The organism is Colwellia sp. BRX8-9 (genome assembly GCF_014077245.1).
Classification (GTDB): Bacteria; Pseudomonadota; Gammaproteobacteria; order Enterobacterales; family Alteromonadaceae; genus Colwellia_A.
The window spans coordinates 235,863-258,332 of sequence record NZ_JACGVN010000001.1 but is presented as its reverse complement, the minus strand read 5'-3'; the positions used below and the strand labels follow the sequence as shown (position 1 = coordinate 258,332).

At 39.9% G+C, this 22,470-nt stretch carries 20 protein-coding genes, 6 tRNA genes and 1 pseudogene; 23 read left to right on the top strand and 4 right to left on the bottom strand.

All coding sequences use genetic code 11. From position 1 onward, the window contains the following. Positions 1-5 precede the first annotated feature (5 nt). The 8 genes from uvrC to H4J70_RS01240 all read left to right on the top strand — a co-directional run bounded on the left by uvrC (position 6) and on the right by H4J70_RS01240 (position 3,575). Positions 6-1,850, top strand: coding sequence for an excinuclease ABC subunit UvrC (gene uvrC, locus H4J70_RS01275; RefSeq protein ID WP_182222048.1), 1,845 nt, complete (start codon positions 6-8; stop codon positions 1,848-1,850). A 135-nt stretch (positions 1,851-1,985) separates the two neighbouring features. Continuing rightward, positions 1,986-2,573 carry a CDP-diacylglycerol--glycerol-3-phosphate 3-phosphatidyltransferase gene (pgsA, locus tag H4J70_RS01270; RefSeq protein WP_070373704.1) on the top strand — a complete coding sequence of 196 codons (588 nt, stop codon included), beginning with the start codon at positions 1,986-1,988 and terminating at the stop codon, positions 2,571-2,573. 137 nt (positions 2,574-2,710) lie between these two features. After that, a tRNA-Gly gene (locus tag H4J70_RS01265) sits at positions 2,711-2,786 on the top strand. A gap of 50 nt (positions 2,787-2,836) precedes the next feature. After that, a tRNA-Cys gene (locus tag H4J70_RS01260) sits at positions 2,837-2,910 on the top strand. 93 nt (positions 2,911-3,003) lie between these two features. Beyond that, positions 3,004-3,089 (top strand) — tRNA-Leu (locus tag H4J70_RS01255). Positions 3,090-3,184: 95 nt separating this feature from the next. Next, positions 3,185-3,260 (top strand) — tRNA-Gly (locus tag H4J70_RS01250). A 55-nt stretch (positions 3,261-3,315) separates the two neighbouring features. Further along, positions 3,316-3,391: transfer RNA gene (locus H4J70_RS01245), tRNA-Gly, on the top strand. A gap of 98 nt (positions 3,392-3,489) precedes the next feature. Further along, positions 3,490-3,575: transfer RNA gene (locus tag H4J70_RS01240), tRNA-Leu, on the top strand. A 434-nt stretch (positions 3,576-4,009) separates the two neighbouring features. Here H4J70_RS01240 and H4J70_RS01235 read toward each other — a convergent pair. Then, positions 4,010-4,248, bottom strand: a pseudogene (locus H4J70_RS01235) (IS3 family transposase); the annotation flags it as partial. Positions 4,249-4,488: 240 nt separating this feature from the next. On the opposite strand from H4J70_RS01235, the gene H4J70_RS01230 reads away from it, so the two are divergent. From H4J70_RS01230 to H4J70_RS01190, 9 genes are all read left to right on the top strand, one after another. Next, the gene (locus H4J70_RS01230; protein WP_182217174.1) at positions 4,489-4,719 is read left to right on the top strand and encodes a ferritin; all 231 of its coding nucleotides are present in this window, start codon (positions 4,489-4,491) and stop codon (positions 4,717-4,719) included. A gap of 313 nt (positions 4,720-5,032) precedes the next feature. After that, positions 5,033-5,857, top strand: a complete 825-nt coding sequence (locus H4J70_RS01225; protein ID WP_182217176.1) for a PRC-barrel domain-containing protein — start codon at positions 5,033-5,035, stop codon at positions 5,855-5,857. 57 nt (positions 5,858-5,914) lie between these two features. Further along, positions 5,915-7,612 carry an FAD-dependent oxidoreductase gene (locus H4J70_RS01220; RefSeq protein WP_259364776.1) on the top strand — a complete coding sequence of 566 codons (1,698 nt, stop codon included), beginning with the start codon at positions 5,915-5,917 and terminating at the stop codon, positions 7,610-7,612. Between the two features lie 177 nt (positions 7,613-7,789). Continuing rightward, the gene (locus H4J70_RS01215) at positions 7,790-8,848 is read left to right on the top strand and encodes a sodium:calcium antiporter (protein WP_182217179.1); all 1,059 of its coding nucleotides are present in this window, start codon (positions 7,790-7,792) and stop codon (positions 8,846-8,848) included. Then, positions 8,849-10,066 (top strand): APC family permease, encoded by a 1,218-nt coding sequence (locus H4J70_RS01210; protein WP_182217181.1) that lies wholly within the window; start codon positions 8,849-8,851, stop codon positions 10,064-10,066. It abuts the gene before it with no gap. 213 nt (positions 10,067-10,279) lie between these two features. After that, positions 10,280-10,450, top strand: coding sequence for a thiamine pyrophosphate-binding protein (locus H4J70_RS20960; RefSeq protein WP_220466039.1), 171 nt, complete (start codon positions 10,280-10,282; stop codon positions 10,448-10,450). A 27-nt stretch (positions 10,451-10,477) separates the two neighbouring features. Next, a complete protein-coding gene (locus tag H4J70_RS01200; RefSeq protein ID WP_259364777.1) occupies positions 10,478-10,678 on the top strand; it encodes a hypothetical protein in 201 nt (66 codons plus the stop codon). 201 nt (positions 10,679-10,879) lie between these two features. Next, positions 10,880-11,335 carry a hypothetical protein gene (locus tag H4J70_RS01195; RefSeq protein WP_182250525.1) on the top strand — a complete coding sequence of 152 codons (456 nt, stop codon included), beginning with the start codon at positions 10,880-10,882 and terminating at the stop codon, positions 11,333-11,335. A 153-nt stretch (positions 11,336-11,488) separates the two neighbouring features. Next, the gene (locus tag H4J70_RS01190; protein ID WP_182217185.1) at positions 11,489-12,454 is read left to right on the top strand and encodes a PstS family phosphate ABC transporter substrate-binding protein; all 966 of its coding nucleotides are present in this window, start codon (positions 11,489-11,491) and stop codon (positions 12,452-12,454) included. A 150-nt stretch (positions 12,455-12,604) separates the two neighbouring features. Here the strand turns inward: H4J70_RS01190 and H4J70_RS01185 are convergent, their stop codons facing one another. Then, positions 12,605-12,763: a hypothetical protein gene (locus H4J70_RS01185; RefSeq protein WP_182217186.1), complete on the bottom strand. Its 159-nt coding sequence runs from the start codon at positions 12,761-12,763 to the stop codon at positions 12,605-12,607. 420 nt (positions 12,764-13,183) lie between these two features. Here H4J70_RS01185 and H4J70_RS01180 point away from each other — a divergent pair, with 420 nt between their 5' ends. The 3 genes from H4J70_RS01180 to H4J70_RS01170 all read left to right on the top strand — a co-directional run bounded on the left by H4J70_RS01180 (position 13,184) and on the right by H4J70_RS01170 (position 16,676). Then, positions 13,184-13,471: a coiled coil domain-containing protein gene (locus H4J70_RS01180; RefSeq protein ID WP_182217188.1), complete on the top strand. Its 288-nt coding sequence runs from the start codon at positions 13,184-13,186 to the stop codon at positions 13,469-13,471. A gap of 63 nt (positions 13,472-13,534) precedes the next feature. Continuing rightward, entirely contained in the window at positions 13,535-14,143 is a 609-nt protein-coding gene (locus tag H4J70_RS01175) for a phospholipid-binding protein MlaC (RefSeq protein ID WP_182250524.1), read from the top strand. Next, positions 14,127-16,676: an RND family transporter gene (locus H4J70_RS01170; RefSeq protein WP_182250523.1), complete on the top strand. Its 2,550-nt coding sequence runs from the start codon at positions 14,127-14,129 to the stop codon at positions 16,674-16,676. Before H4J70_RS01175 ends, H4J70_RS01170 begins: the two co-directional genes overlap by 17 nt. Positions 16,677-16,880: 204 nt before the next feature. On the opposite strand, the gene H4J70_RS01165 is transcribed toward H4J70_RS01170, so the two are convergent. After that, a complete protein-coding gene (locus H4J70_RS01165; RefSeq protein WP_182250522.1) occupies positions 16,881-17,177 on the bottom strand; it encodes a redoxin domain-containing protein in 297 nt (98 codons plus the stop codon). Positions 17,178-17,544: 367 nt separating this feature from the next. On the opposite strand from H4J70_RS01165, the gene H4J70_RS01160 reads away from it, so the two are divergent. From H4J70_RS01160 to H4J70_RS01150, 3 genes are all read left to right on the top strand, one after another. Next, positions 17,545-17,940 (top strand): DUF302 domain-containing protein, encoded by a 396-nt coding sequence (locus H4J70_RS01160; RefSeq protein WP_182217195.1) that lies wholly within the window; start codon positions 17,545-17,547, stop codon positions 17,938-17,940. A gap of 102 nt (positions 17,941-18,042) precedes the next feature. Continuing rightward, positions 18,043-19,368: a Na+/H+ antiporter NhaA gene (nhaA, locus tag H4J70_RS01155; RefSeq protein WP_259367980.1), complete on the top strand. Its 1,326-nt coding sequence runs from the start codon at positions 18,043-18,045 to the stop codon at positions 19,366-19,368. Continuing rightward, a complete protein-coding gene (locus tag H4J70_RS01150; RefSeq protein WP_182250521.1) occupies positions 19,365-21,713 on the top strand; it encodes a heavy metal translocating P-type ATPase in 2,349 nt (782 codons plus the stop codon). Before nhaA ends, H4J70_RS01150 begins: the two co-directional genes overlap by 4 nt. 484 nt (positions 21,714-22,197) lie before the next feature. Here H4J70_RS01150 and H4J70_RS20845 read toward each other — a convergent pair whose 3' ends face one another. Further along, positions 22,198-22,362, bottom strand: coding sequence for a hypothetical protein (locus H4J70_RS20845; protein ID WP_310733595.1), 165 nt, complete (start codon positions 22,360-22,362; stop codon positions 22,198-22,200). Between the last annotated feature and the right edge of the window lie 108 nt (positions 22,363-22,470).

Sequence of the window (22,470 nt, the reverse complement as noted above, 5' to 3'; positions counted from 1 at the left end):
TGTCAATTTCTCAATCTCTTTTTGATCACCAAGCTTTTCTTTCTTCCGTTTCTGAGCAAGCGGGTGTTTATCGGATGTACGATAAACACCAAACGGTTATCTATGTAGGAAAAGCTAAACAGCTTAGAAAACGCCTTGCCAGTTACTTTCGTAAAGATGTCGGCAGCACCAAAACCAAAGTATTAGTCAGCCATATTATGGCGATTGACGTCACTGTTACTCATACTGAGGGCGAAGCGTTAATTCTTGAAAACAACTACATTAAAAAATATCTCCCTAAATATAATATTTTATTACGAGATGATAAGTCTTACCCCTATTTACTAATAACAGACCATAAACATCCTAAGCTAGGCGTTCACCGAGGCGGTAAAAAAGTTAAAGGTGAATACTTTGGTCCATATCCAACTGTTGGTGCTGTTTGGGAAAGCCTTCGTTTAATGCAAAAGTTATTTCCGGTTCGTCAATGCGAAGATAGTTATTATCGTGCGCGCAGTCGTCCTTGTTTGCAGTATCAATTAAATCGTTGTTCTGCACCCTGTGTCGATAAAATATCAGCGGTTGATTACCAGCAACAAGTTGACTTAGCTAAACTATTTTTACGAGGAAAAAGCTCAACGGTTATTGACAGTTTAGTGGTTGAAATGGAACAAGCTAGCCACACATTAGACTTTGAGGCTGCGGCTAAGTACCGAGATCAAATCGCTACGTTACGACAAGTTCAAAAGCAACAGTTTGTCAGTGGTATTGTCGCTGAACTTGATGTTATCGGTATCTATATTGAGAAATCACAGGTTTGTGTACACGTTTTATTTATACGTGATCAAAAGATACTGGGTAGCAAAAGCTATTTCCCTAGTATTCCTGCCGAAACTGAACAAGCAGACGTTTACCAAGCCTTTATAAGCCAGCATTACTTAGGGCAAGACTTGAAAAGTGCTGCGATACCTAAAGAAATAGTGATCAGTGAAAGTTTTGAACACATTGAAGAGCTTACTAAGCTTTTGAGTGAGCAAGCCGAGCGCAATGTTAAAATATCAACGAGTGTTCGCAGCGAACGTGCCCAATATTTAAAGTTGGCCTGTACCAATGCGCAAAATGCATTAGTCACTAAGAATAGTCATAAAGCGTCAATGCAAGCGCGTTTTTCGGCATTAAATGAAGTTTTTGAACTTGATAATGGCATTAACCGAATTGAGTGTTTTGATATTAGTCATACCATGGGGCAACAAACCGTGGCATCTAATGTGGTGTTCAATCAAGAAGGGCCTTTAAAGAGTGATTATCGTCGTTATAATGTTTATGGCATTACACCGGGTGATGATTATGCGGCGATGGCGTTTGCGCTTAACAAACGTTATGGCAAGGTGAACACCATGGAAAATATGCCTGACATTGTTTTTATTGATGGCGGTAAAGGACAATTATCAAAAGCAGAAGCATTTTTTGCTCAATGGCAAATAGATACCGCTTTAGAAAAAATCCCACTATTAGTTGGTGTCGCTAAAGGAGAAGGGCGTAAGCCTGGACTTGAAACGCTAATCTTAGCAGGTAGTCATCAGCTAATTTCATTACCATCCACCTCACCAGCTTTACACTTAGTACAGCATATTCGTGATGAATCACATCGTTTTGCCATTACAGGACATCGAGCCAAGCGTCAAAAAGCCAGCAAAAAATCGACACTTGAATCTATTGAAGGAATTGGCGCGAAAAAACGTCAAGCCTTATTAAAATATTTAGGTGGGCTCCAAGAAGTTATGCAAGCCGATAGGTCAATACTTGAAAAGGTGCCTGGTATTAGTGCTGTTTTAGCCGATACAATATATAACGCCTTACATGATAAATAAGTTAAACGTCTTCCTGTAATAAACCCACCTTTGTTGTCTACACTTATTATTGCTATTTTTTGATAAAAATTTACGTCTCTGCCTGTAATGTGTAGAATGCGGTAACGCTTGTTGCTTTAGTAGTAAAATAAATTTATGTGGACCATTCCAAATCAAATCACCATGTTTCGGATAGTATTAATACCTGTTTTTTTAGTGGTATTTTATTTACCAGTCTCATGGAATCATTTCGGCGCATTTGCCGTATTCTGGCTTGCTGCTATTAGTGATGCTCTTGATGGCTATCTAGCACGTAAATTAAACCAATCTTCAGCATTTGGCGCTTTTATCGACCCAGTAGCTGATAAATTAATGGTTGTTGCTGCTTTAGTGCTACTTATTCAAGATTATCAACTGTGGTGGATTTCAATTTCAGCAATATTAATGATTGCTCGTGAAATTTTTATTAGTGCCTTGCGCGAATTTATGTCTTCACGCGGTAAACGCGATGAAATTGCTGTTTCTCAAATGGGAAAATATAAAACAGCTGCGCAAATGCTAGGTATTATGGGATTAATTTGGCAACCTGATTATGATATTCCGTTAATTTTGTTTAATTTTCCACATGAAATATTAATGTTTATCGCTTACAGCTTTTATGCGATAGCCACAGTGCTTACTTTTTGGTCAATGCTGGCATATTTTAAAGTAGCTTGGCCAGAGTTAGCGAAACAAAATAGCTAGAAAATGATATATTTAGTTAAAAAAACGTCAAATTAGCCGCTTTTTGAGCAGTCAAAACAAAATTGAAATTAAACTGTTGACTCCAAATAATTTCAATGTAGAATGCGTCCCAAGTTGACAGGGAGTCAGCAGATGAAGCGGCTGTAGCTCAGCTGGTAGAGCATCACGTTGCCAACGTGAATGTCACGAGTTCGAGTCTCGTTAGCCGCTCCAAGTTTGATTTATAATGATTTTTTTTAAATCGTTATCTATTCAAAGGATTCGGCGGGTTGGCAGAATGGCTATGCAGCGGATTGCAAATCCGTGGACCTCGGTTCGACTCCGGGACCCGCCTCCATTACTTATTTATAAGTGTTGGATGTATGAAGGACTTAGTTTAAATACTAAGAAGTAGGGAACCAATCACTACTATAAAAAATAATTATCCGATGCCCGGGTGGTGGAATTGGTAGACACAAGGGATTTAAAATCCCTCGCTCATAGAGTGTGACGGTTCAAGTCCGTCTCCGGGTACCACTTTGTTTTTAACAGAGTAAAGTGGGTAGTTAAGATGGTGTATGTTGGCGCATGCAGATAAAATTTAAACCTTGTTTGTAATAGCAAGTTATGAAGCGGCTGTAGCTCAGCTGGTAGAGCATCACGTTGCCAACGTGAATGTCACGAGTTCGAGTCTCGTTAGCCGCTCCAAATTTTATTAAAGAAAAGAAAACCTTAAGTAATGATATATTACTTAATCTACGAAGCGGCTGTAGCTCAGCTGGTAGAGCATCACGTTGCCAACGTGAATGTCACGAGTTCGAGTCTCGTTAGCCGCTCCAATATTTAGCGTTTAGTTAGATAAGCTAGATAGTAAAAATCTCTTAGTAATTAAGAGTTAGTAGGGAGCCAATCTCTACTTTAAAAAGAATTATCCGATGCCCGGGTGGTGGAATTGGTAGACACAAGGGATTTAAAATCCCTCGCTCATAGAGTGTGACGGTTCAAGTCCGTCTCCGGGTACCACCTTTTTTTCTGTACTTCCTAGTTAGTTAAAATCCTCTCCATTATTGCAAGTCATTATCTACATCGTTTAGATTTTTTCTCTTGAATAAAAATCTCGTCACTTTACTTGAACATAGAGTGTGACGGTTCAAGTCCGTCTCCGGGTACCACCTTTTTTCTGAACTTCCTAGTTAGTTAAAATCCTCCCCATTATTGCAAGTCATCATCTACATCGTTTAGATTTTTTCTCTTGAATAAAAATCTCGTCACTTTACTTGAACATAGAGTGTGACGGTTCAAGTCCGTCTCCGGGTACCACCTTTTTTTCTGTACTTCCTAGTTAGTTAAAATCCTCCCCATTATTATAAGTCATCATCTATATGGTTTAGATTTTTTCTCTTGAATAAAAATCTCGTCACTTTACTTGAACATAGAGTGTGACACCTCAAGTCTGTCTCCGGATACCAACCTTTCACTCGACAATACTCACTTAACTCAACTTCCAATAGTGTGGCTTTTTCCAATACAATTGAAAACTTTTCCTCACTTGACCACTTATCTGATGAACTCACTTTTGACACATTTAAACCCGAGGTATTAAATTGCTTTTGCCAACTATACAGGGTTGAGATGTTAATGCTTTCTTGCACTGCAAACTGCTAACGGACAAGGCATTTTGACTGGGCTTAGTTAATTGGAGTAATTAATCCGTTTGGTATTAAACAGCGTCTTGTTATGGAATGCCAAAACTTACTAAGTTCGACAGCGAACAGACATTGCATATATATTCATTGATAATTAGACATTGGACGATGCACCTAATTCACTATCATCAAAGAATATAGACGCAGTGAAGTAATATTTCAGTAATGTGTATTTGAATGTGATCGTTGGATGTTTATAACAACAACCACAATTCATGGAGTAGATAATAATGTTAAACGAAGGCTATCACGAACCAACAAGTGAACTAACAGTTGATGCTTTTAACAATGAAAAATTAAAAGTAATTCTTGTACATAATCGAGATGAAGAAAAAGAGCATGCCGCAATGCTCCAAGAATTGATCAGAAGGCAAGATCCAACCTTTGATAAAAAATTAAAAGATTACCTCTTTACAGATAAGACAATAACTCAGAATAACAGGGAGATTGGCAGCGCGTAGATGTTTAAAAAAGAGACTGATAATTAAAAATAGGTGATTAACCTAGTATTTAAAATATATACGGTTCTCTTCAAGTGCTATCAGCACTCAAACAACTACCCATTGAGTTCTTCTAATAGTGACCAATTCTAGTATTGTAATCGGTTAGGCTATCTCCGAAAAAACATTGGAGAACTAGTCGTTAAAGTAAATCTAAATATCAATTGTTCTAATGTTAATGTTCGCAAGCCTATCAGCTGAGTTGTCAGATCGGCATATTAATATCTTTATATCTAACCCTGTTTAACTATTTTATTTGAAGGAGAAATACCTCATGTTACGAACTATTAAAAATCTAGAAGGCTACACTATCCAAGCGACAGATGGCAACATTGGTCATGTCACAGATTTTTATTTCGATGACAAAACTTGGTGCGCTCGCTATCTGGTTGTTGACACAGGCACTTGGCTTTCGAGTAGAGAAGTCCTTATATCACCTATCTCGATAGGCATAGCGAACTGGGCGGACAAGCTCCTACCGGTTTCGATCACAAAAGACCAAGTAGAGAACAGCCCTGACATCAATACCCAAAAGCCAGTCTCTCGACAGCAAGAGATCCAGTTATTTGAGTACTACGGCTATCCATATTATTGGGGAGGTTATGGGATGTGGGGCGAGGGTATGTATCCGAGTATGATGTTAACTAGACACGATGGCTTTATTTTGCCACCCCATGACGAAGATCCAGAAGCGACGAAGGCTTCTAGAGCTGAACAGCACCAAGATGATGATATTCATCTTCGTAGTTGTCAAGCGATAATCAACTACCACATTCATGCTACCGATGGTGACATCGGCCACATAGAGGGCCTGCTTATCGATGAAGATACTTGGGCCATTCGATACATGATAGTGAATACAAGTAACTGGTGGCTAGGTCATCAAGTGCTCATTCCTCCACATTGGATTGAGGATGTTAGCTGGGTGGATGCTAAGGCGTCTGTCAATCTGACACGACAGGATGTGAAGGATGCTCCGGCGTATAACGAAGCAATGCAAGTGGATCGTAAGGCGGAAATGTATATCTACAATCATTATGGCCGTCTCGGTTATTGGGTGGATGATGAGAGAAATGACACCCAAAAACCACAGTTATAGTAGCGCGGTAGAAGCGACTGACAATAATATTAGAGGTGTTAAATGGTATCAGAATCTATGTCTAAATCCACAGAATCAGCCACAAAAACGAAAAGTGTTGCTGTTTTTGGTGGCGGAATTTCTGGACTGACGGTAGCGCATGAATTTTCAAAGCTTGGCTATAATGTCAAGGTGTTTGAGGCGAATTCTGATGCTGGTGGCTTTTTTAGAAGTGCCAGAAGGAAAGAAGATGAAGGCATGCCTTCTGAATACTCTTGGCATGGAATGGGTCCTTGGTATAACAATTTTTTCGAACTCATCAAGGAAATCCCCTTTGATGAGTGCTCCAGTCTCTATGAAAATATCCTTTCACGGCCAGTAGTATTCGGATTGGCGCCAAACTCAGGAACGGCTCATTTTGGCGATTCTAATCCCAACAATGTCGATGTGGAAAACCTTTTTAGTATGACGACCAAAGAAAAATGGCTGTGGGGTTGGCTTATACTAAAGGCCTGGTGCTCAAATAACCGCAGTAGCCATAAATACAGTACTATCAATGCTAAAGAAGCTTGGCGGCCCTATTTATCTGCTTCGACACTTAACACGTGGAGCTCCACCTTTGGCCCTTGGGTGGGCTCTGATTGGTGTAATGTTTCTTTCCATCATGTCGCTCATTTTTTCCGTAAGCAATTGGTCACTAAATATTCGTATCGTCATTCAGGAGATAGTGAAGGTGGACCGTGGGATCACACGGCGCGCACAGGATGGTTACTTTTGAACGGGCCCAGCAGTGAGGTTTGGTTTGATAAGTGGATCAATCACCTAATGCAAAACCAGGTTGAGTTCTTCTGGCAGACTCCACTTCATCGTTTGAGTTTTGAAGAAGACAAGATTACAGCAGCAGAATTAGTCAATGGTGAAACCGTTCAGGCCGATATCTATGTGCTTGCACTGAATCCCTTTAGTGCGGCAGATATATTGGCGCGAACCCCTCTACTTGAAGATAAACCGGAACTTAATCTTTTTCAATCCTTAGTAAAGCAGGGGCCTCACACTCAGGTATCATTTAGAATCGGCTTCAAAGAAAAAATGCTTTGGCCTCGAAAAAGATGCGCACTTGTTATTTCAGATTCCGCCTTTAACCTGACTCTTTTTTCTCAGGAACAAGCTTGGGGACAGCTTAGTGCTCTAGGGGAAGATATTAAATCACTGTGGACAGTCACGGCTTGCGTATCAAAGGTTCCAGGTCCAGTACATGGTCTTTGTTTGGAACAATGCACTGAAGAACAATTCCTTGATGAAGTGTTATTTCAATTAAAACAGAGTCATGCCTTGGAAGATTTGGTGAAAAAAGCAAACGGCGGTAAAAGTTGGACAGATTTTTCCATTGTAAAGATCAAAGTTTGGCATGAGTGGGAATTTTCTTCTGAAGGAATAAAATCGTCTCAACCAAAATGGGTGAACTCGACAAATACCCAGCAATATATGCCGAAGCAAAAGACCACAATATCTAACCTTGTTCTTGCTGGTGCTCACACCAAAACGACGGCAGATGTTTGGAGCATCGAGGCAGCGGTCGAGAGTGGAAAGCTAGCGGTAAAGGTTTTTGAGCCACAAGTAAAAGTCACATCACAGTCGAACCTACTCGTGCTAAAAGTCCTTGGGAAAATTGATGACTTTCTTTATTACTGCAAACTTCCTAACGTGTTGGATGTTGGTTTGATATTAATTGTAATGTTATCGGTTAGCGCAATCGCCTTTGAGATTGCCAAATAAAGAGTTACGTCTGCAAAGAATAAATATCGGAAGGCCTATGAATGACCATGTATATAAAACATCCCATTATAGTCTGACATTAGTTAGTGCAACCGCGCTTGGTATTTTGGCATTTACAAAACCTAAAAAAGGTGCTGAAAAAACGACGCCCAAGCAGCTACTAACAGTATTGATTCTATGCTGAATTTTCAAACATTTCCTATCTGGCTAAACATAATATTATTTTTATTAGCCGGAGTAACAGTATGGATTTCTGGAACACGCTTAACTGCGTATGCAGACATCATCTCTGATCGTAAAAATTGGGATAAAGCGAGTATGGGATTTATATTTCTAGCCCTTGCAACACAACTCCCAGAAATAGTCACTAACACTGCAGGTGCTTTGCATGGTAACGGGGAACTTGTTTTAAATGCTATGTTTGGCGGTATGACGATGCAGACTGCTGTACTTGCTATCGCCGATATATTCATTATTGGCACGGCAACGTTGAGTGTTGCGGCTCAAAAGTCCATCAACTTACTTCAGGGGGTCGTATTGATCTTGCTGCTATCTTTGGTTTTAGTAGCAACGATGCTGGGTGATACTGTTGTGTTTGGGCATATAGGAGCAAGCCCTATTTTATTAGCTATTTTATACATACTAGCAATCTTTATATTTTTAGACTACGGCAAGAATAATAGTTGGAATGTTGCAAATTTCCATGAAGATATAAAACAAAAAGCAAACCCAAAGGATAAACGAGCTAAAAACTCACATGCTACAAAAAAACTCTATTTATATAGTGGTTTTGCCAGTTTAGCGATTCTTGTTTCAGGTGTCGTACTCGTGCAAATAGCGGAAGCTATCGCCACACAATCAGGGTTAGGCTCAAGCTTTATCGGTGTAACCTTACTCGCAAGCAGTACCTCTTTACCTGAACTTAGTGCGAGTATTGCTGCAGTACGTCTGGGTGCTCAGAGCATGGCCATATCCAATATCTTTGGCAGTAATCTTATTATGATATTTTTACTTTTACCTGCAGATATGTTTTACCTCAATGGCGCCATACTCAATAGCGTGAACGACTCTGCAAAATTTGCGCTTGTCTCAGGCATCGTTGTCACGGCTATTTATGTTATTGGACTTATTGTAAGAAAATCTCAAACCTTTCTCCGAATGGGCATGGACTCCATAGCCGTTTTGATTATTTATCTCATCACGCTCTACATACTTTACACACTAAGAGGCGTATAAATGTCAGAAACAAAACTCAATCGTTCCATATCACTGCCCATGCTGATCCTTTATGGACTAGGCACTATGATCGGTGGAGGTTTTTTTGCCTTGCTTGGAGAGATCGCTGATGAAGCTGGACTCTTTATGCCGTTGGCTTTTTTACTTTCAGGGGGATTGGCATTTATTAGTGCCACCTCTTTTGCTGAGTTATCATCACGGTTTCCTTTTAGTGCAGGAGAAGCGCGCTACACTCAGGAAGGATTTTCAAGTAAAAATTTCTCAACGCTTGTTGGTTGGCTGGTTATCTTAACAGGGATTGTTTCAGCTGCCACTATAACCGTTGCTACGGCTGGTTTTATACAAGACTTTATCGCTGTATCGCAAACACTTACGATACTTTTTTTAGTGCTTGGTATGGGAATTATTGCAGGATGGGGGATTGGAAAGTCCGTCGCTTTTGTTGCCGTTATAAGTGTCATACAAATAGGTGCATTAGTCTATATTGTCTTTGTTGGTGGAGACAGTTTACAAGCCTTACCAAGTAGATGGACAGAGCTCTTTATCCCAACAAGTAGTACCGTTTGGTTGGGTGTATTTTCAGGCGCCTTTTTAGGCTTTTATGCTTTTATCGGTTTTGAAGATATGGTCAATATGGCTGAAGAGGTCAAAGATGTCAGAAAAAACCTGCCTATTGCCATCTTAGTGAGTATTGTCTTAACAACTCTTATATACATAGTGGTATCTACCATTGCCGTATTAACCGTATCGCCTCAGATGATCTCAAGTAGCAACACCCCTGTTGCAGAAATTTTGCGTGGTCACGGCGATTTTTCTATGAAAATACTGGGAATTGTCAGCATTTTAATTATCAATGGCGCATTAGCACAGATTATTATGGCTTCACGTGTTATTTACGGTTTATCTAAAAAAGATAAAGCACCAACTTTTTTAGGAAAGATCAACGCTAAAACCCAGACACCGCTTCGTGCAACCGCTCTCATAACCCTCATTGTACTTGTTTTATCCGTTTTTTTCCCGCTAAAAACCTTAGCAGAATCTACCAGTTTTATTATCTTGATCATTTTTGCCATCGTTAATCTCTCTCTTTGGCGTATTAAAGGGAGAGAAAACCGTGATAGTAAACAGAAAATATATTTTCCTCGTTGGATCTCACTCTTTGGTTTTATGACCTCTATTGTTGTCATCGCATTTCAGGTGTGGCAGAGGTTATTTTAACTCGTCTTTTGCTAAGTATTAAAGTTGAAAACTGCTTGCTTTTTTACTCGTATGAAAATGGTTTATGAATACAGTCGAAGATAGAATTCGGTCACAGCTATACAAAAACAATTAAAAAATAGCTGTTTACGATGGCCTAGGTAAAATCAAAAACAGGAGGAATTATGTCAAAAAACGTATCAGAACATTTTGTAGAAATGCTGGTAGAAGCTGGTGTTAAGAAAAATTTACGCGGTGACTGGTGACAGTCTTAACCCAGTCAATGATGCTGTGCGAAGGGATGGTAGATTACAATGGAGCCACGTCAGGCACGAGGAAGCTGGAGCCTATGCTGCTTCTATGGAAGCAGAGTTGAATGGTATCGGTTGCTGCATGGGAGGCTAAGGAATCTAAAGAGGTGGAATTAGTGCATTGTCAAACGGTTTCAAACATAAGGGTCCTGCGATAATCAATATTTTTACTGATCCCAATGCCCTAGCAATGCCGCCTTCACTTAACTTTCAACAAGTGAAAAGCTTTGCACAATCTATGGCAAAATTAATGGTCAATGGAAAGTTTGCAGAAATAGTAGATACGACCAAGAACGATCTAAAATACTTACGCGAATTATGATAAAAAAATTATGAATAGAGCCATTAAATTTAACCTAACCGCTGGCTGAATTGATAGATCTCAATGATTTTTCTTCATCTTCTTTGTCTGTCGAGTAGGGGCTTTTACTTCCCTTACTACGCTTGGCAACGCTTAAGTCAACAGGATCAAATCTTAAGTAAACAACATGATTATAGCAAGTATAACGAAAGGAGATAACAAATGAAATTTACTATCCGTTCAATGGTGTTGATTAGCATCCTCGGAATCACATCGCAGTGCTATGCGATAACGTCGACTGACAAAACGTCAATAGAAGAGGTTAAGCAAGAAGCACAATATTTACTTCAGACGCTTGACGCGTATACCGCTGAGCGAAAGAGCGAGGCGATTTACAAAACAAAAGCGGCATTGGATAAACTGGATAAGCGCATTGACGCGTTGGAGGCAGATGTTGATGAACGTTGGGACAAAATGGATAAGGATACGCGCAAAAAAGCTCGTGATAGTCTCAAGGCGCTACGCAAGCAGCGGAATCAGGTAGCCCAATGGTATGGCAGCCTGAAAAGTAGTACTGATAAAGCCTGGAAGCATATGAAAAAAGGTTTTTTAGATGCTTATAAGGCTCTCAATGATGCCTGGGAGAAATCAGAAAATGAGATCGGTTCAAATAGGTAAACTACCTAACGCTCAACTCGGAAAGTAAAAATCTCTGCGTTGTATTTTCGAACAATAATGAAATTTCATTATTTAAAATGAAATATAAAAGACTTGGATGTCTAGTGCAATATTTGGCGAAGATATTCACAGCCCCTAATAGGAAGAATCACCATGTTCAACAACATTGTTTTGTCATCTAGTTTTCATTGCCGTTCGACCGCGCGTCTGTTTCGGTCATTGCTACTTCCTGTGCTGCTCTGGACTTCCCTAACACCGAGTTATGCCGATCCAGCATCGGAATCTAAGCTACCGCTAGGCGGGCGTGTCGTGGTCACCGGCTCTGTCCCCTTAGCGAATTTAATCAGCCTGTGGGCAGACGACTTCAGCTACCGCAACCCCCGTGTTGCCATCACCGTCGCCGATGGAGGCAGTTCGGTGGGTGTTGAAGCGTTAATCAACGGTAGCGCCGATTCTGTGCTCATCGATATGCCTATGAGCCGGCAAGAGGAGGAGCGATTTATGGATCGCTTCGGTTATGCGCCCACGCTATTTCCTGTGGCCATGGACGGGGTGGTTTTATATGTCAATTCACTCAACTCGTTACGGCAAATATCTATCCCACAGCTTGACGCTATCTACTCTGCTAGCTTGCGCTGTGGTGCCGATCAGCCCTTTGAAAACTGGGGCCAGTTGGGTGTGAAAGGAGAATACAGTAAGGATCCGATTACAGCACTGGGTTTGACAGCAAGCAGTGGTGCCTACCTCTTATTCAAACACGTCGCATTGTGTGACGGCGACTTCCGTGCCAACTTCCAAGCTTTGGCTGGTCCCGCAGCCGTGGAGTGGGCTCTGACCGACAACCCGGCCGCTATTGGTTTCGCCAGCAGTGCGCGTCACTCAACTGGTATCCGTGCATTGGCAATAGCTACACATAGGGATGATGAAGCAGTTTCTCCCTCGATTAGAGCGATTCAAAGTGGACGTTATCCACTTGCACGCAGGCTCAGTATTATTATCAATATCCCTCCTGGCCGCAATGCCAAACCAGCGATACAGGCCTTTCTTGATTATGCCCGTTCGAAAGCAGGTCAAGCGGTCGCAAAGAAGGCTGGTTATGTTCCACTGCCATTACATTAGAGTGGCTAAGTTGTACCAGAAGCAACTCGTCTAGCCATAAAGCATGATAGTGCTGTACGGCTAGACTAAAAATCAATAGAAGAGGTAAAGCAAAAAAATGGCTTATCAATCGACTTTAAAAGAGTAGGAAGTGGTTTTTTTCTCACGCTGCTAGTTTATGATTTTCAATAACTTATCACCAGTTAGTGTGTTGGTTGCTTTAAAAAGATATTTTATATCTGCTAGGTAGTGATAAAACTCTGAAGGTTTGTTACCGCCTAAATAATTTTTTGTTTCAGAAGCTTCTGATTTTAAAATTGTATTGGCCATGTCAGTTTCCTTTTGTGGGGGGGAATATAAGATGTACCCGGCTATAAATTAAGCTTGCTGATAATTATAAATCACATAAAAAATAGCATAGGAAATCAGCCCATCTCGTATGGAGTGCTTAGCATATTAAACCCACTTAAAATGGCATAATGTGCGCCAACGTACAGAAAGCAATGGTATTTTGGCCTAATCTATTATAACTGCATTATTTTTAGGGAAGTTATAAACTCAATCCCCCATCTGTTTGTGATGAGACTCTGATTAAAAACAAGAGTATGTCGTTAGGCAAGAAGAGTTAATGTTAGATCGTACACAATAAATGGGGCTGACCGCTCCAAAAATGACGGTATTAGTTGGCGGTATGCATGTACTTGGCACTAATTATTCATTCACAATATTAAGCAACCAAGGAGATAAGCAATGAACATGAAAGTAGCTTACCAAAAAAAACTGCAAGCACAATTGGACGAGTTGGTAGCAGAGATAGATAAGCTCAAGGCAAAAGCAGATAAAGCTGAAGCTGATGCACAACTTGAGTACTACAAGCAAATCGAGGAATTGCGAATGATGCAAGAAGCGGCCAACAGCAAGCTTGCCGAACTTCAGGAAGCCGGAGACGATGCATGGGAGGATCTAAAAGCAGGCATGGATAGTGCGTGGAACTCACTCAATAATGCGCTGAAATCGGCTAACTCCAGATTCAAATAAACAGTATGCTCATTGCAGCCATAATGAAATAAACCGTAGGATATATTAATAACAGAGGTCTCGATGAAGTTAGTAAAGGCAATAGTTTCACGAACCATTTTGATATTTATTAGTCTTTCAGTAGCCAACGCTGGAGTTCATGATGAACGACAAGTATTTGAGCAAGTAAAGTCCGCAACCGACAACATAGTCGCCATTTTGGTTGATCCTACACAATTAAAAAGTGTTAAATCAAACAAAATATTTTCAATCGCCAATGGCTTAATTGACTTTGAGCTTATGGCTAAATTGAGTATCGGCGGGAGCGCATGGAAAGAACTCAATCCCAAACAGAAAAAAGAGTATCTCGGTCTATTTATCGAGCGTATTAGTTCCTTGTATTTAAAGACAATGTTTGCTTTTTCTCAACAAGAAATTATTGTCGAAAAAGCAGAGCATTATAAGACAACACGAATTGCTGTCACAACTTATATTCTTGATTCTAAAGATAGAATCAAGTTGTTGTATAAATTTTACCTTAAAAAAGACAATCTATGGCTAGCCTATGATATCAAGGTGGATGGTGTAAGCATTGTTCAGACTCAACGTTCTCAATTTAAAGAGATATTAAATGCTTACTCCATCGATGAATTCCTTGAAAAACTAAGGCAAAATAATGAATCAAAACGATAGTGTAAAATTAGTCGCCATGATTAATAAATTTTATAGCCGTATGGTTATAGAGTATCCCTATCTAGTCTTGTTCGTTGTTTTACTCATTGCTGTAATTATAGGCAGCCAAGCATTTAATATTAAGATAGATGCTTCAGCTGAAACCTTGCTGCTCAAAGATGATAAAGATCTGGCCTATAGCCGAAAAATTACAAGAAACTACTATAATCCAGACTTTTTAATCGTTACCTATACTCCCAAGGAAGGTCAATTACTGGATAAAATAGTACTGAAAGATATTGAGCAACTTACCAGTGAAATCAAACAACTTGATTTAGTTGAAAGCGTTACGTCAATACTCAATGTTCCATTACTACAGACGTTCAGCCAACCATTTTCTGAGCTGCTAAAAAATGTTCAAACATTAAAATCAATCAATATCGAAAAAAATAGGACTAAGGTTAAGAATGAGTTCTTATCAAGTCCTATCTATCAGCAGAACTTAGTCAGTGATGATTTCAAGACGACAGCCATACAAATATTTTATAAGCAAGATGAATCCTATTTCGAGCTACTTAAACAACGTAACCAGCTATTAGAGCAAAAATTATCTCATGGCTTAACTGAAATGAGTGAAGTTAACCAAGCGACACTCGATCGTTTAGAAATTGAGCTTGTAAATCACCGAGAAAACTTTCGTGAAAAGAACCATCAAACGATTAGCCAAATACGAAAAACTCTAAGCAAACACCAAGAAAAAGCGGTTGTTTTTCTTGGTGGAATTAATATGGTCGCGGATGACATGATTAGTTTTATTCGCGATGATTTAAAGCTATATGGCAGCACCCTGATCGGACTATTGATTCTTGTTTTGTTTATTGTTTTCCGCCAAATGAGATATGTCGTTATTCCAATATTAATTTCTGCCCTGTCAATCGTTGTTACAGCAGGACTACTGGGTTACTTCGGCTGGGAAGTCACTGTTATTTCTTCAAATTTCATATCTATACAGCTCATAATGACTATGTCTCTAGCTATCCACCTTTGTGTTCGCTATCGTGAATTAATCAGAAAAAAGGAAAGTTCTACCCACAAAGAAATAGTGCTTGAGGCAACCTTGTCGATGTTTTTACCATGTCTTTTTGTAGTATGCACAACGATTACTGGATTTAGTTCGCTGGCGATTAGCAATATCTTACCCATCATGAATTTTGGTTGGATGATCAGTGCGGGCATGATTGTTTCTTTCGTCATTGTCTTTCTAGTATTCCCTGCAACAATGTCTTTATTAAAAAAAGAACCCGTTTACTTGGGCTTTGAAAAGCACATTAAGTTGATCGGTCAACTTGGCAATATGGCTGAAAAATATCGAGTTACCATTATTGTATCTAGTATTGCATTGCTTGTGTTCAACGCTACTGGCGCAAATCGGTTGATTGTAGAGAATAGCTTCATTAATTATTTTAAAAGCGACTCTGAAATATATCAGGGCATGAAAGTGATTGACACATCGTTAGGCGGCACGACACCGTTGGACATCATCATTGATTTCCCTGAGAATGAAAAGAGTGATAAAGAGGGAGAAAACGAACCATCAGACGCCCAACCTGAACCAGGTACGCTTTTTGATGAGTTCGAAAATGAATTCAAAAGCGAAGAAGACGATCACGCCTATTGGTTTACGGAGTTTAAGATGAAGCGAATAGAAGCGGCTCATAACTACTTGAATTCACTAGAACACACCGGAAAAGTGCTTTCTTTTGCCAGTATATTAAAGCTTGGCCGAAATATAAATGAGGGGGAATCGCTTGATAATTTAGAGCTTGCGCTGCTTTATACTAAAATGCCAAAGGAATTTCGTGATGTTACCATTACGCCTTATCTCGATTTAGAAAACAGTCAAGTTCGATTGACCACTCGAATTATGGATTCTAATAAAGACTTACGGCGAGATGCTTTACTCAAGAAAATTAGTCAGGAGTTAGCGGTAGAGGCTGATATTGAACCTGACAACGTACACCTTTCTGGCATGATGTTGCTTTATAACAATATGTTACAAACACTCTTTGATTCTCAAATAAAAACATTAGGTTTGGTTGTGTTTGTTTTGAGTATCATGTTTTTGATATTATTTAGATCGATTAAACTCGCTTTGATTGCCATGTTGACAAATATTGTGAGTGTATCATTTATTTTTGGCATAATGGGTTGGGTAGGTATCCCGCTTGATATGATGACGATTACTATCGCTGCTATAGCCATGGGTATTGCTGTTGATGATACCGTTCATTATATTCACCGCTATAAAAAAGAATTCGAACTAGAGCATGATTATTTAAAGGCAATACACTTAACTCATAACAGTATTGGCTACGCTATTTTTTATACTTCTATGACCATTGTGATTGGTTTTTCATTATTAATGTTTTCTAACTTTGTACCTACTATCTATTTTTCTTTACTGACCGCTTCAGCGATGATAATCGCTTTGTTTGCCGATCTTCTGTTGCTTCCAGTGCTATTAATTTGGCTCAAACCATTCAATTCTAACTGAGTGGGGAAGAACTTAATAGATTTGGTATAACATATCAGTGGCATGAGATAACGTTCAAGCTGAGCTAAAGCAACTGAACCTCAGTACTCGCCGGATAATCCTCTTTAATTGCATAATCAATTGCCGCTAACATCTCTGATGTCGAGGGTCGGGCAAATGGCATGGATTGAATAGTTTCATAATAGAGCGTTGAATCCGGCTTTATTAAATACAAAGCTGGCTCACTGAATATCTTGGGCTCATTAATACCAACAGATATTTCTCCCAGTGATTCACTAAGATAAAGACCCAGTCTCGCGCATTTTGCAAGCTCATTCCATAAGCCACCTTTACGCCACTGGCATTTATTTTTTCTGCCATTTTTATCACGCGCTCTTTGGTGTCTGTACTTACAGCAATAATATTTACGCCGCGACTAGCGAATTCGCTTGAATGCTTTTCAAGCTCTTTTAAATACTTTGCGTAAATGGGGCAGTGTATGCCGCTGTAAAACAACAGCATGTCAAAGTGTTTTGCGGGGGTGGCTCCTGTTAAATTATCTTACATAGTAAGACTTTTTGATGATATTGCTTAATGAGATAAATATCTCACTCCACCTACCGTTCACCTATGCACTGTCGAATATTCTTCCGGTTATTTACATGAAATCTATCGGTTGATACTGTGAGTGATATTGAGAATAGAGCGCTTATTTTGTTTTACTACTACTTTATTCTAACGACTACATAGTCGCCAAAAACTTTTCATTAAGTACGTTAACGTACAGAATAATTATAAATACAAGGATAAAGTAACTATTACTTAGCCTTTACCAATAAGGCTGTTTTTTATTATCGATATTGGTTCAGCCAATATTTAGGAGTTACCCATGTATGGATTCAGTGTGCAATTACAAATACCTTTTGATATAGCGCTTAATCATGTTGTTGAATCACTCAAAAAAGAGGGTTTTGGTGTACTTAGTGATATAGACATCAAAGTAACGCTAAAAGAGAAGTTAAAGGTTGATCACAGACCTTATCGTATTCTTGGTGCATGTAATCCACCATTGGCACTTCGTGCCATTGAAGCCGATGCTGATATAGGGTTATTGCTGCCCTGTAACGTGGTGGTACGAGAAGAAATAGATAGCAGTATAACGGTTGCTTTTATTGATCCAGAAGCCTTATTAAAAGTGTCGGATAAGCCAGAAATACACGAATTAGCTAAAGAGGTAAAAGGGTTATTACAACGTGTATCAAGCAGCCTTAGTAGTGAATACTAATAAACCTTAACTCAGGATAAGCAATGTCTTTCGTTAGCATTAAATAACACTTATTAATAAGGGGTTAAACATATCAAATCTTCTCAAGATAATAGAAACCCATTGCAACGATGCCTTGAATTATTTCACGAGCCTTTTTCTAATTTTATGCGCGCCCAGGCCACCGCCGGTGTCTTTTTATTAATAGCCACAATCACTGCACTTTGGTGGGCAAATTCAGCTTACGCCTTGGCTTATCAGCAACTGGTAAATACGCCTATAGGTTTTTTTATTGGTGATTTTGAGCTGCGAGCTTCGTTCAAGCACATTATTAATGATGGATTGATGGTGATTTTTTTCCTTTTGCTGGGGCTTGAGATAAAACGGGAAGTTTTGGCTGGAGAACTTGCAAGCCCTGAACACAGGCGCATGCTGATTTTATGTGCGATGGGGGGCATGATAGCACCTGCGGTCATTTATTCTATTTTTAATTGGTCGCTCGACTCACAAATTGGTTGGGCCATTCCCATGGCAACCGATACAGCATTTGCCTTGGGTGTACTGAGCCTTGTCAGAAAGTATATTCCTATAAGTTTGATCGTTTTTATCGTTGGCTTTGCCATTGTTGATGATGTGGGAGCGATAGTTGTTATTGCCTTGTTTTATACTCAACAAATATCAATGGTTTACTTGTTAGTGACCATCGCACTGACTGTCATGTTGATTTTAGCTAACTACGCAGGCGTTCGTCAGCCGTTATTCTATATTATTGCCGGCATTGCGACTTGGTGGGCTATGCTGCAGTCTGGTGTGCATGCGACGGTAGCTGGTGTTGTCATTGCATTTACAGTGCCAGCAAAACCCAAATTAGCAACGGAAAAGTTGCTGGGTAATGCCAAATCAATTATTAGTTCGATACAAAAAAATACTGAGGATATCGATGTTCTGGCCAGTAAGAACGATCACAAAAAAGTGTTAGCAATAAGTGAGTTATCGGAGCACGCTAATACACCTTTGCGTCGTTGGGAAAATACCCTTCATTTACCTGTGGCGATATTTATCTTACCACTATTTGCGTTAATAAATGCAGGGGTTGTCTTTAGTGAAAATTCTTTTATAGATAGCCTGACACAACCTGTAGGGCTGGGCATTATCTTAGGGTTAGTAGTTGGTAAAGTCCTCGGGATTTCTGGTGCATGTTGGCTTGGCCTGCGTTACCGCATAGGTTGTTTACCCAATGACATCACCTTTAAACATGTTATTGGGGCATCACTGATCGCAGGAATAGGCTTCACTATGTCCACTTTCATTGCTTCGCTTGGTTTTGATGGCCAACCAGAACATCTACATAATGCAAAAACATCGATTTTAGTTGCCTCGGGTTTATCAGCATTATTAGGGATATTGTATTTTCGAATTACAGCGATATCGATAAAGGAGAAAAAATGAATCATGATCCGGTTTGTGGAATGAAAGTTGCGAATGATGCTACAAGTAATAGTGAAAAGACAGTCGAGTGGGAAGGAACTGTTTACTATTTTTGTAGTTCGTCTTGTGCTGATAAATTCAATGCCGATCCTGAGCATTATGCCCATACAGGTAAGAGCGATCGTAATTATCCGGTGTGCGGCACAGCCAAAATACAGAAAGAGACAAATGCCGCAAGTAATAATAAAAGTAGCGAAAATAAAAATGTATTTTTTACCTGTCCAATGCATCCAGAAATCAGTCAAAACAACCCTGGCTTGTGCCCCAAATGTGGCATGGCGCTAGAAACGATAACCCCTGTTGACAATGATGACGATACAGAACTCAAAGATATGACACGACGCTTCTGGTGGAGTTTGAGCTTGAGTTTACCTTTGCTTATCATCACTATGGGAGACCTTATTCCGGGTGTAAATGTGGGTAACTGGCTACAGGCAACTTTAGCAACGCCTGTTGTATTGTGGGGGGGATGGCCGTTCTTTGTGCGTGCATTTGAGTCATTCAAAAGTTGGCAGCTCAATATGTTCAGCCTAATTGGGTTAGGTACCTCTACCGCTTTTGTATTTAGTTGGTTTACTTTATTATTTTCCTCACAACTGCCTGAAGCCTTTAAAATAGCAGGTAGAGCACCGCTTTACTTTGAAGCAGCAGCGGTGATTATTACCTTGGTATTAATGGGGCAGGTGCTTGAGCTGCGTGCTCGTTCAAAAACGAACAGTGCTATTAAATCTTTATTGCAATTGGCGCCCAATAAGGCTTTGCGTGTTAATTCAGATGGCAGTGAAGAACAAGTCGCGCTTGATGAGGTTAAAGAAGATGACCAATTACGGGTGAAACCGGGGGGGAAGATCCCAGTAGATGGTGAAATTATCGAAGGTCACTCTCATGTTGACGAATCTATGATCACTGGCGAACCTGCACCGGTAAACAAAACAACAGCGAGTAAAGTGACGGCAGGAACGCTAAATACCACAGGTTCATTCCTACTTAAAGCCGAAAAAGTAGGCAGTAATACCTTACTGGCAAGAATGATTGAGTTAGTGAATGAGGCCGGTCGCTCGCGCGCTCCCATCCAAAAACTAGCAGATAAAGTGTCTAAATGGTTTGTCCCTGCAGTTATCTTGGTTGCCGTCGCTGCTTTTACTGTTTGGGCGATAGTTGGACCTGCACCTGCATTGTCAAATGCTTTAATTGTTGGGGTATCTGTGCTCATTATCGCTTGTCCCTGTGCCTTGGGATTGGCAACGCCGATGTCGATTATGGTTGGCATTGGCCGAGGGGCACAAGAAGGCATATTGATTAAAGACGCCGAAGCATTAGAACTGATGGAGAAAGTGGATACCTTAGTTGTCGACAAAACCGGTACGCTGACAGAAGGGCGGCCAACAGTGCAATACATATTGGTAAGCGATGAAGCCGAAAAAGAAGGTTTGACGGAAAACGATGTATTGCTATTTGCAGCAAGTTTAGAAACGTCAAGTGAACATCCATTGGCTACGGCTATCGTAGCACATGCAAAACAGGAGAAATTAGAGCTCAAACCGATCAATGATTTTAAATCAATTACCGGACAAGGCGTCAGCGCGACAATCGACGGTAAATCTATATTAATTGGGAATAACCGCTTAATAGAAGAACAAAGAATAGACGTTTCTTCGTTGCGTTCTCAGACAATGTCAATGAGAGAAAATGGACAGACCGTTATCTTTGTTACCATAGACGGCCTGTTGGGAGGTGTTATAGGTATTGGTGACGCTATCAAAAAAACCACAGTTGAAGCAATAGAACAACTCCATCAAGCTGGCTTGAAAATAGTGGTATTAACTGGCGATAACGCGACCACAGCTAAGGTTGTCGCTAAAACCCTAGGCCTTGATGACGTGGAGGCGGATGCTACTCCAGAAGACAAACTTAATTATCTTAAAAAATTGCAAAAACAAGGACATATTGTCGCAATGGCAGGTGACGGTATTAATGATGCACCAGCACTTGCCAAGGCTGACGTGGGCATTGCAATGGGAACAGGTACCGATGTTGCCATGAATAGCGCAAGAATAGTACTGGTTAAAGGCGATTTGCGTGGTATCACCAAGGCCCGTTTACTTAGCCAAAACACCATGAAGAATATCCGTCAGAATTTATTTTTCGCCTTTATTTATAATTTTCTCGGTGTGTCAGTTGCTGCTGGTATTTTATATCCTTGGTTTGGTTTATTACTCAGCCCAATGATAGCCAGTGCAGCAATGAGCCTTAGCTCAGTATCCGTCATCGTCAATGCCCTTAGGTTAAAAACTCAAACGCTTTAGCGGTCAATATCGTTGAGCATGATATTCCCTAATCATTTTGGTTATGGGGACGTTATAGAACAGAGTATTAATGTTTCTGGCCTTATAGTTATAATTATTTATGTGCATACATCATTACTATTGATGGCCATGATGTTGAACTAGCGGTAAAGTTAAGTAACAGGTTATCAAATGAAAAGTTATTTGAGCATAAAAAGTATATCATCAAACATAGTCAAGATATGCTTGAAATTGTTGGTTGGCGGTGGACACCAACAATATGTGTACCTTTTCATGAAACCATCTGAGAATGAAATAAATATTGGCAATATAACGGCAATACGCGGCAGTGTAATTTACGGATATTTTTGAGGGGAAATTACCGCGGTTCTACTCAATACTTAGTATTGATTTAAGTAAAAGTGAATCAGCTGATATAGACAAGTGGTTATTGAAGTATTAGAACAACGAAATGCTAAGCAGGTACGATGTATAGTCTTAACACCTACCCAAGGCTTGTCACGCGGTATGCAAGTGGCGACAGTGGAAAACCTTTGTTAGCGCCGGTTGGTAAAAAGTATTTTATCGCGGATGTTCGATGTTTTTGGTAAGCTGATATACCGCCAAGAAGAATTGGCTGACGTTCAATGGCGTTCAGTACACCGGGCACCCTTTTTCTAAACTTCGTATTCAGTTAATTAAAATATCTCTCATTACTACAAGTCATTATTCACATCGTTTATATAGTTTTCCCTTGAATTATATTGCATTAATAACT

Excerpts from the sequence above, each read along its gene's own strand:
- H4J70_RS01220 (WP_259364776.1), top strand. The coding sequence starts at position 5,915 with ATGTCTAAATCCACAGAATCAGCCACAAAAACGAAAAGTGTTGCTGTT.
- H4J70_RS01150 (WP_182250521.1), top strand. The coding sequence starts at position 19,365 with ATGAATCATGATCCGGTTTGTGGAATGAAAGTTGCGAATGATGCTACA.
- H4J70_RS01215 (WP_182217179.1), top strand. The coding sequence starts at position 7,790 with ATGCTGAATTTTCAAACATTTCCTATCTGGCTAAACATAATATTATTT.
- H4J70_RS01180 (WP_182217188.1), top strand. The coding sequence starts at position 13,184 with ATGAACATGAAAGTAGCTTACCAAAAAAAACTGCAAGCACAATTGGAC.
- H4J70_RS01160 (WP_182217195.1), top strand. The coding sequence starts at position 17,545 with ATGTATGGATTCAGTGTGCAATTACAAATACCTTTTGATATAGCGCTT.
- H4J70_RS01190 (WP_182217185.1), top strand. The coding sequence starts at position 11,489 with ATGTTCAACAACATTGTTTTGTCATCTAGTTTTCATTGCCGTTCGACC.
- H4J70_RS01175 (WP_182250524.1), top strand. The coding sequence starts at position 13,535 with ATGAAGTTAGTAAAGGCAATAGTTTCACGAACCATTTTGATATTTATT.
- H4J70_RS01165 (WP_182250522.1), bottom strand. The coding sequence starts at position 17,177 with ATGCTGTTGTTTTACAGCGGCATACACTGCCCCATTTACGCAAAGTAT.
- H4J70_RS01225 (WP_182217176.1), top strand. The coding sequence starts at position 5,033 with ATGTTACGAACTATTAAAAATCTAGAAGGCTACACTATCCAAGCGACA.
- H4J70_RS01170 (WP_182250523.1), top strand. The coding sequence starts at position 14,127 with ATGAATCAAAACGATAGTGTAAAATTAGTCGCCATGATTAATAAATTT.
- H4J70_RS01185 (WP_182217186.1), bottom strand. The coding sequence starts at position 12,763 with ATGGCCAATACAATTTTAAAATCAGAAGCTTCTGAAACAAAAAATTAT.
- pgsA (WP_070373704.1), top strand. The coding sequence starts at position 1,986 with ATGTGGACCATTCCAAATCAAATCACCATGTTTCGGATAGTATTAATA.
- H4J70_RS01230 (WP_182217174.1), top strand. The coding sequence starts at position 4,489 with ATGTTAAACGAAGGCTATCACGAACCAACAAGTGAACTAACAGTTGAT.
- H4J70_RS01195 (WP_182250525.1), top strand. The coding sequence starts at position 10,880 with ATGAAATTTACTATCCGTTCAATGGTGTTGATTAGCATCCTCGGAATC.
- H4J70_RS01210 (WP_182217181.1), top strand. The coding sequence starts at position 8,849 with ATGTCAGAAACAAAACTCAATCGTTCCATATCACTGCCCATGCTGATC.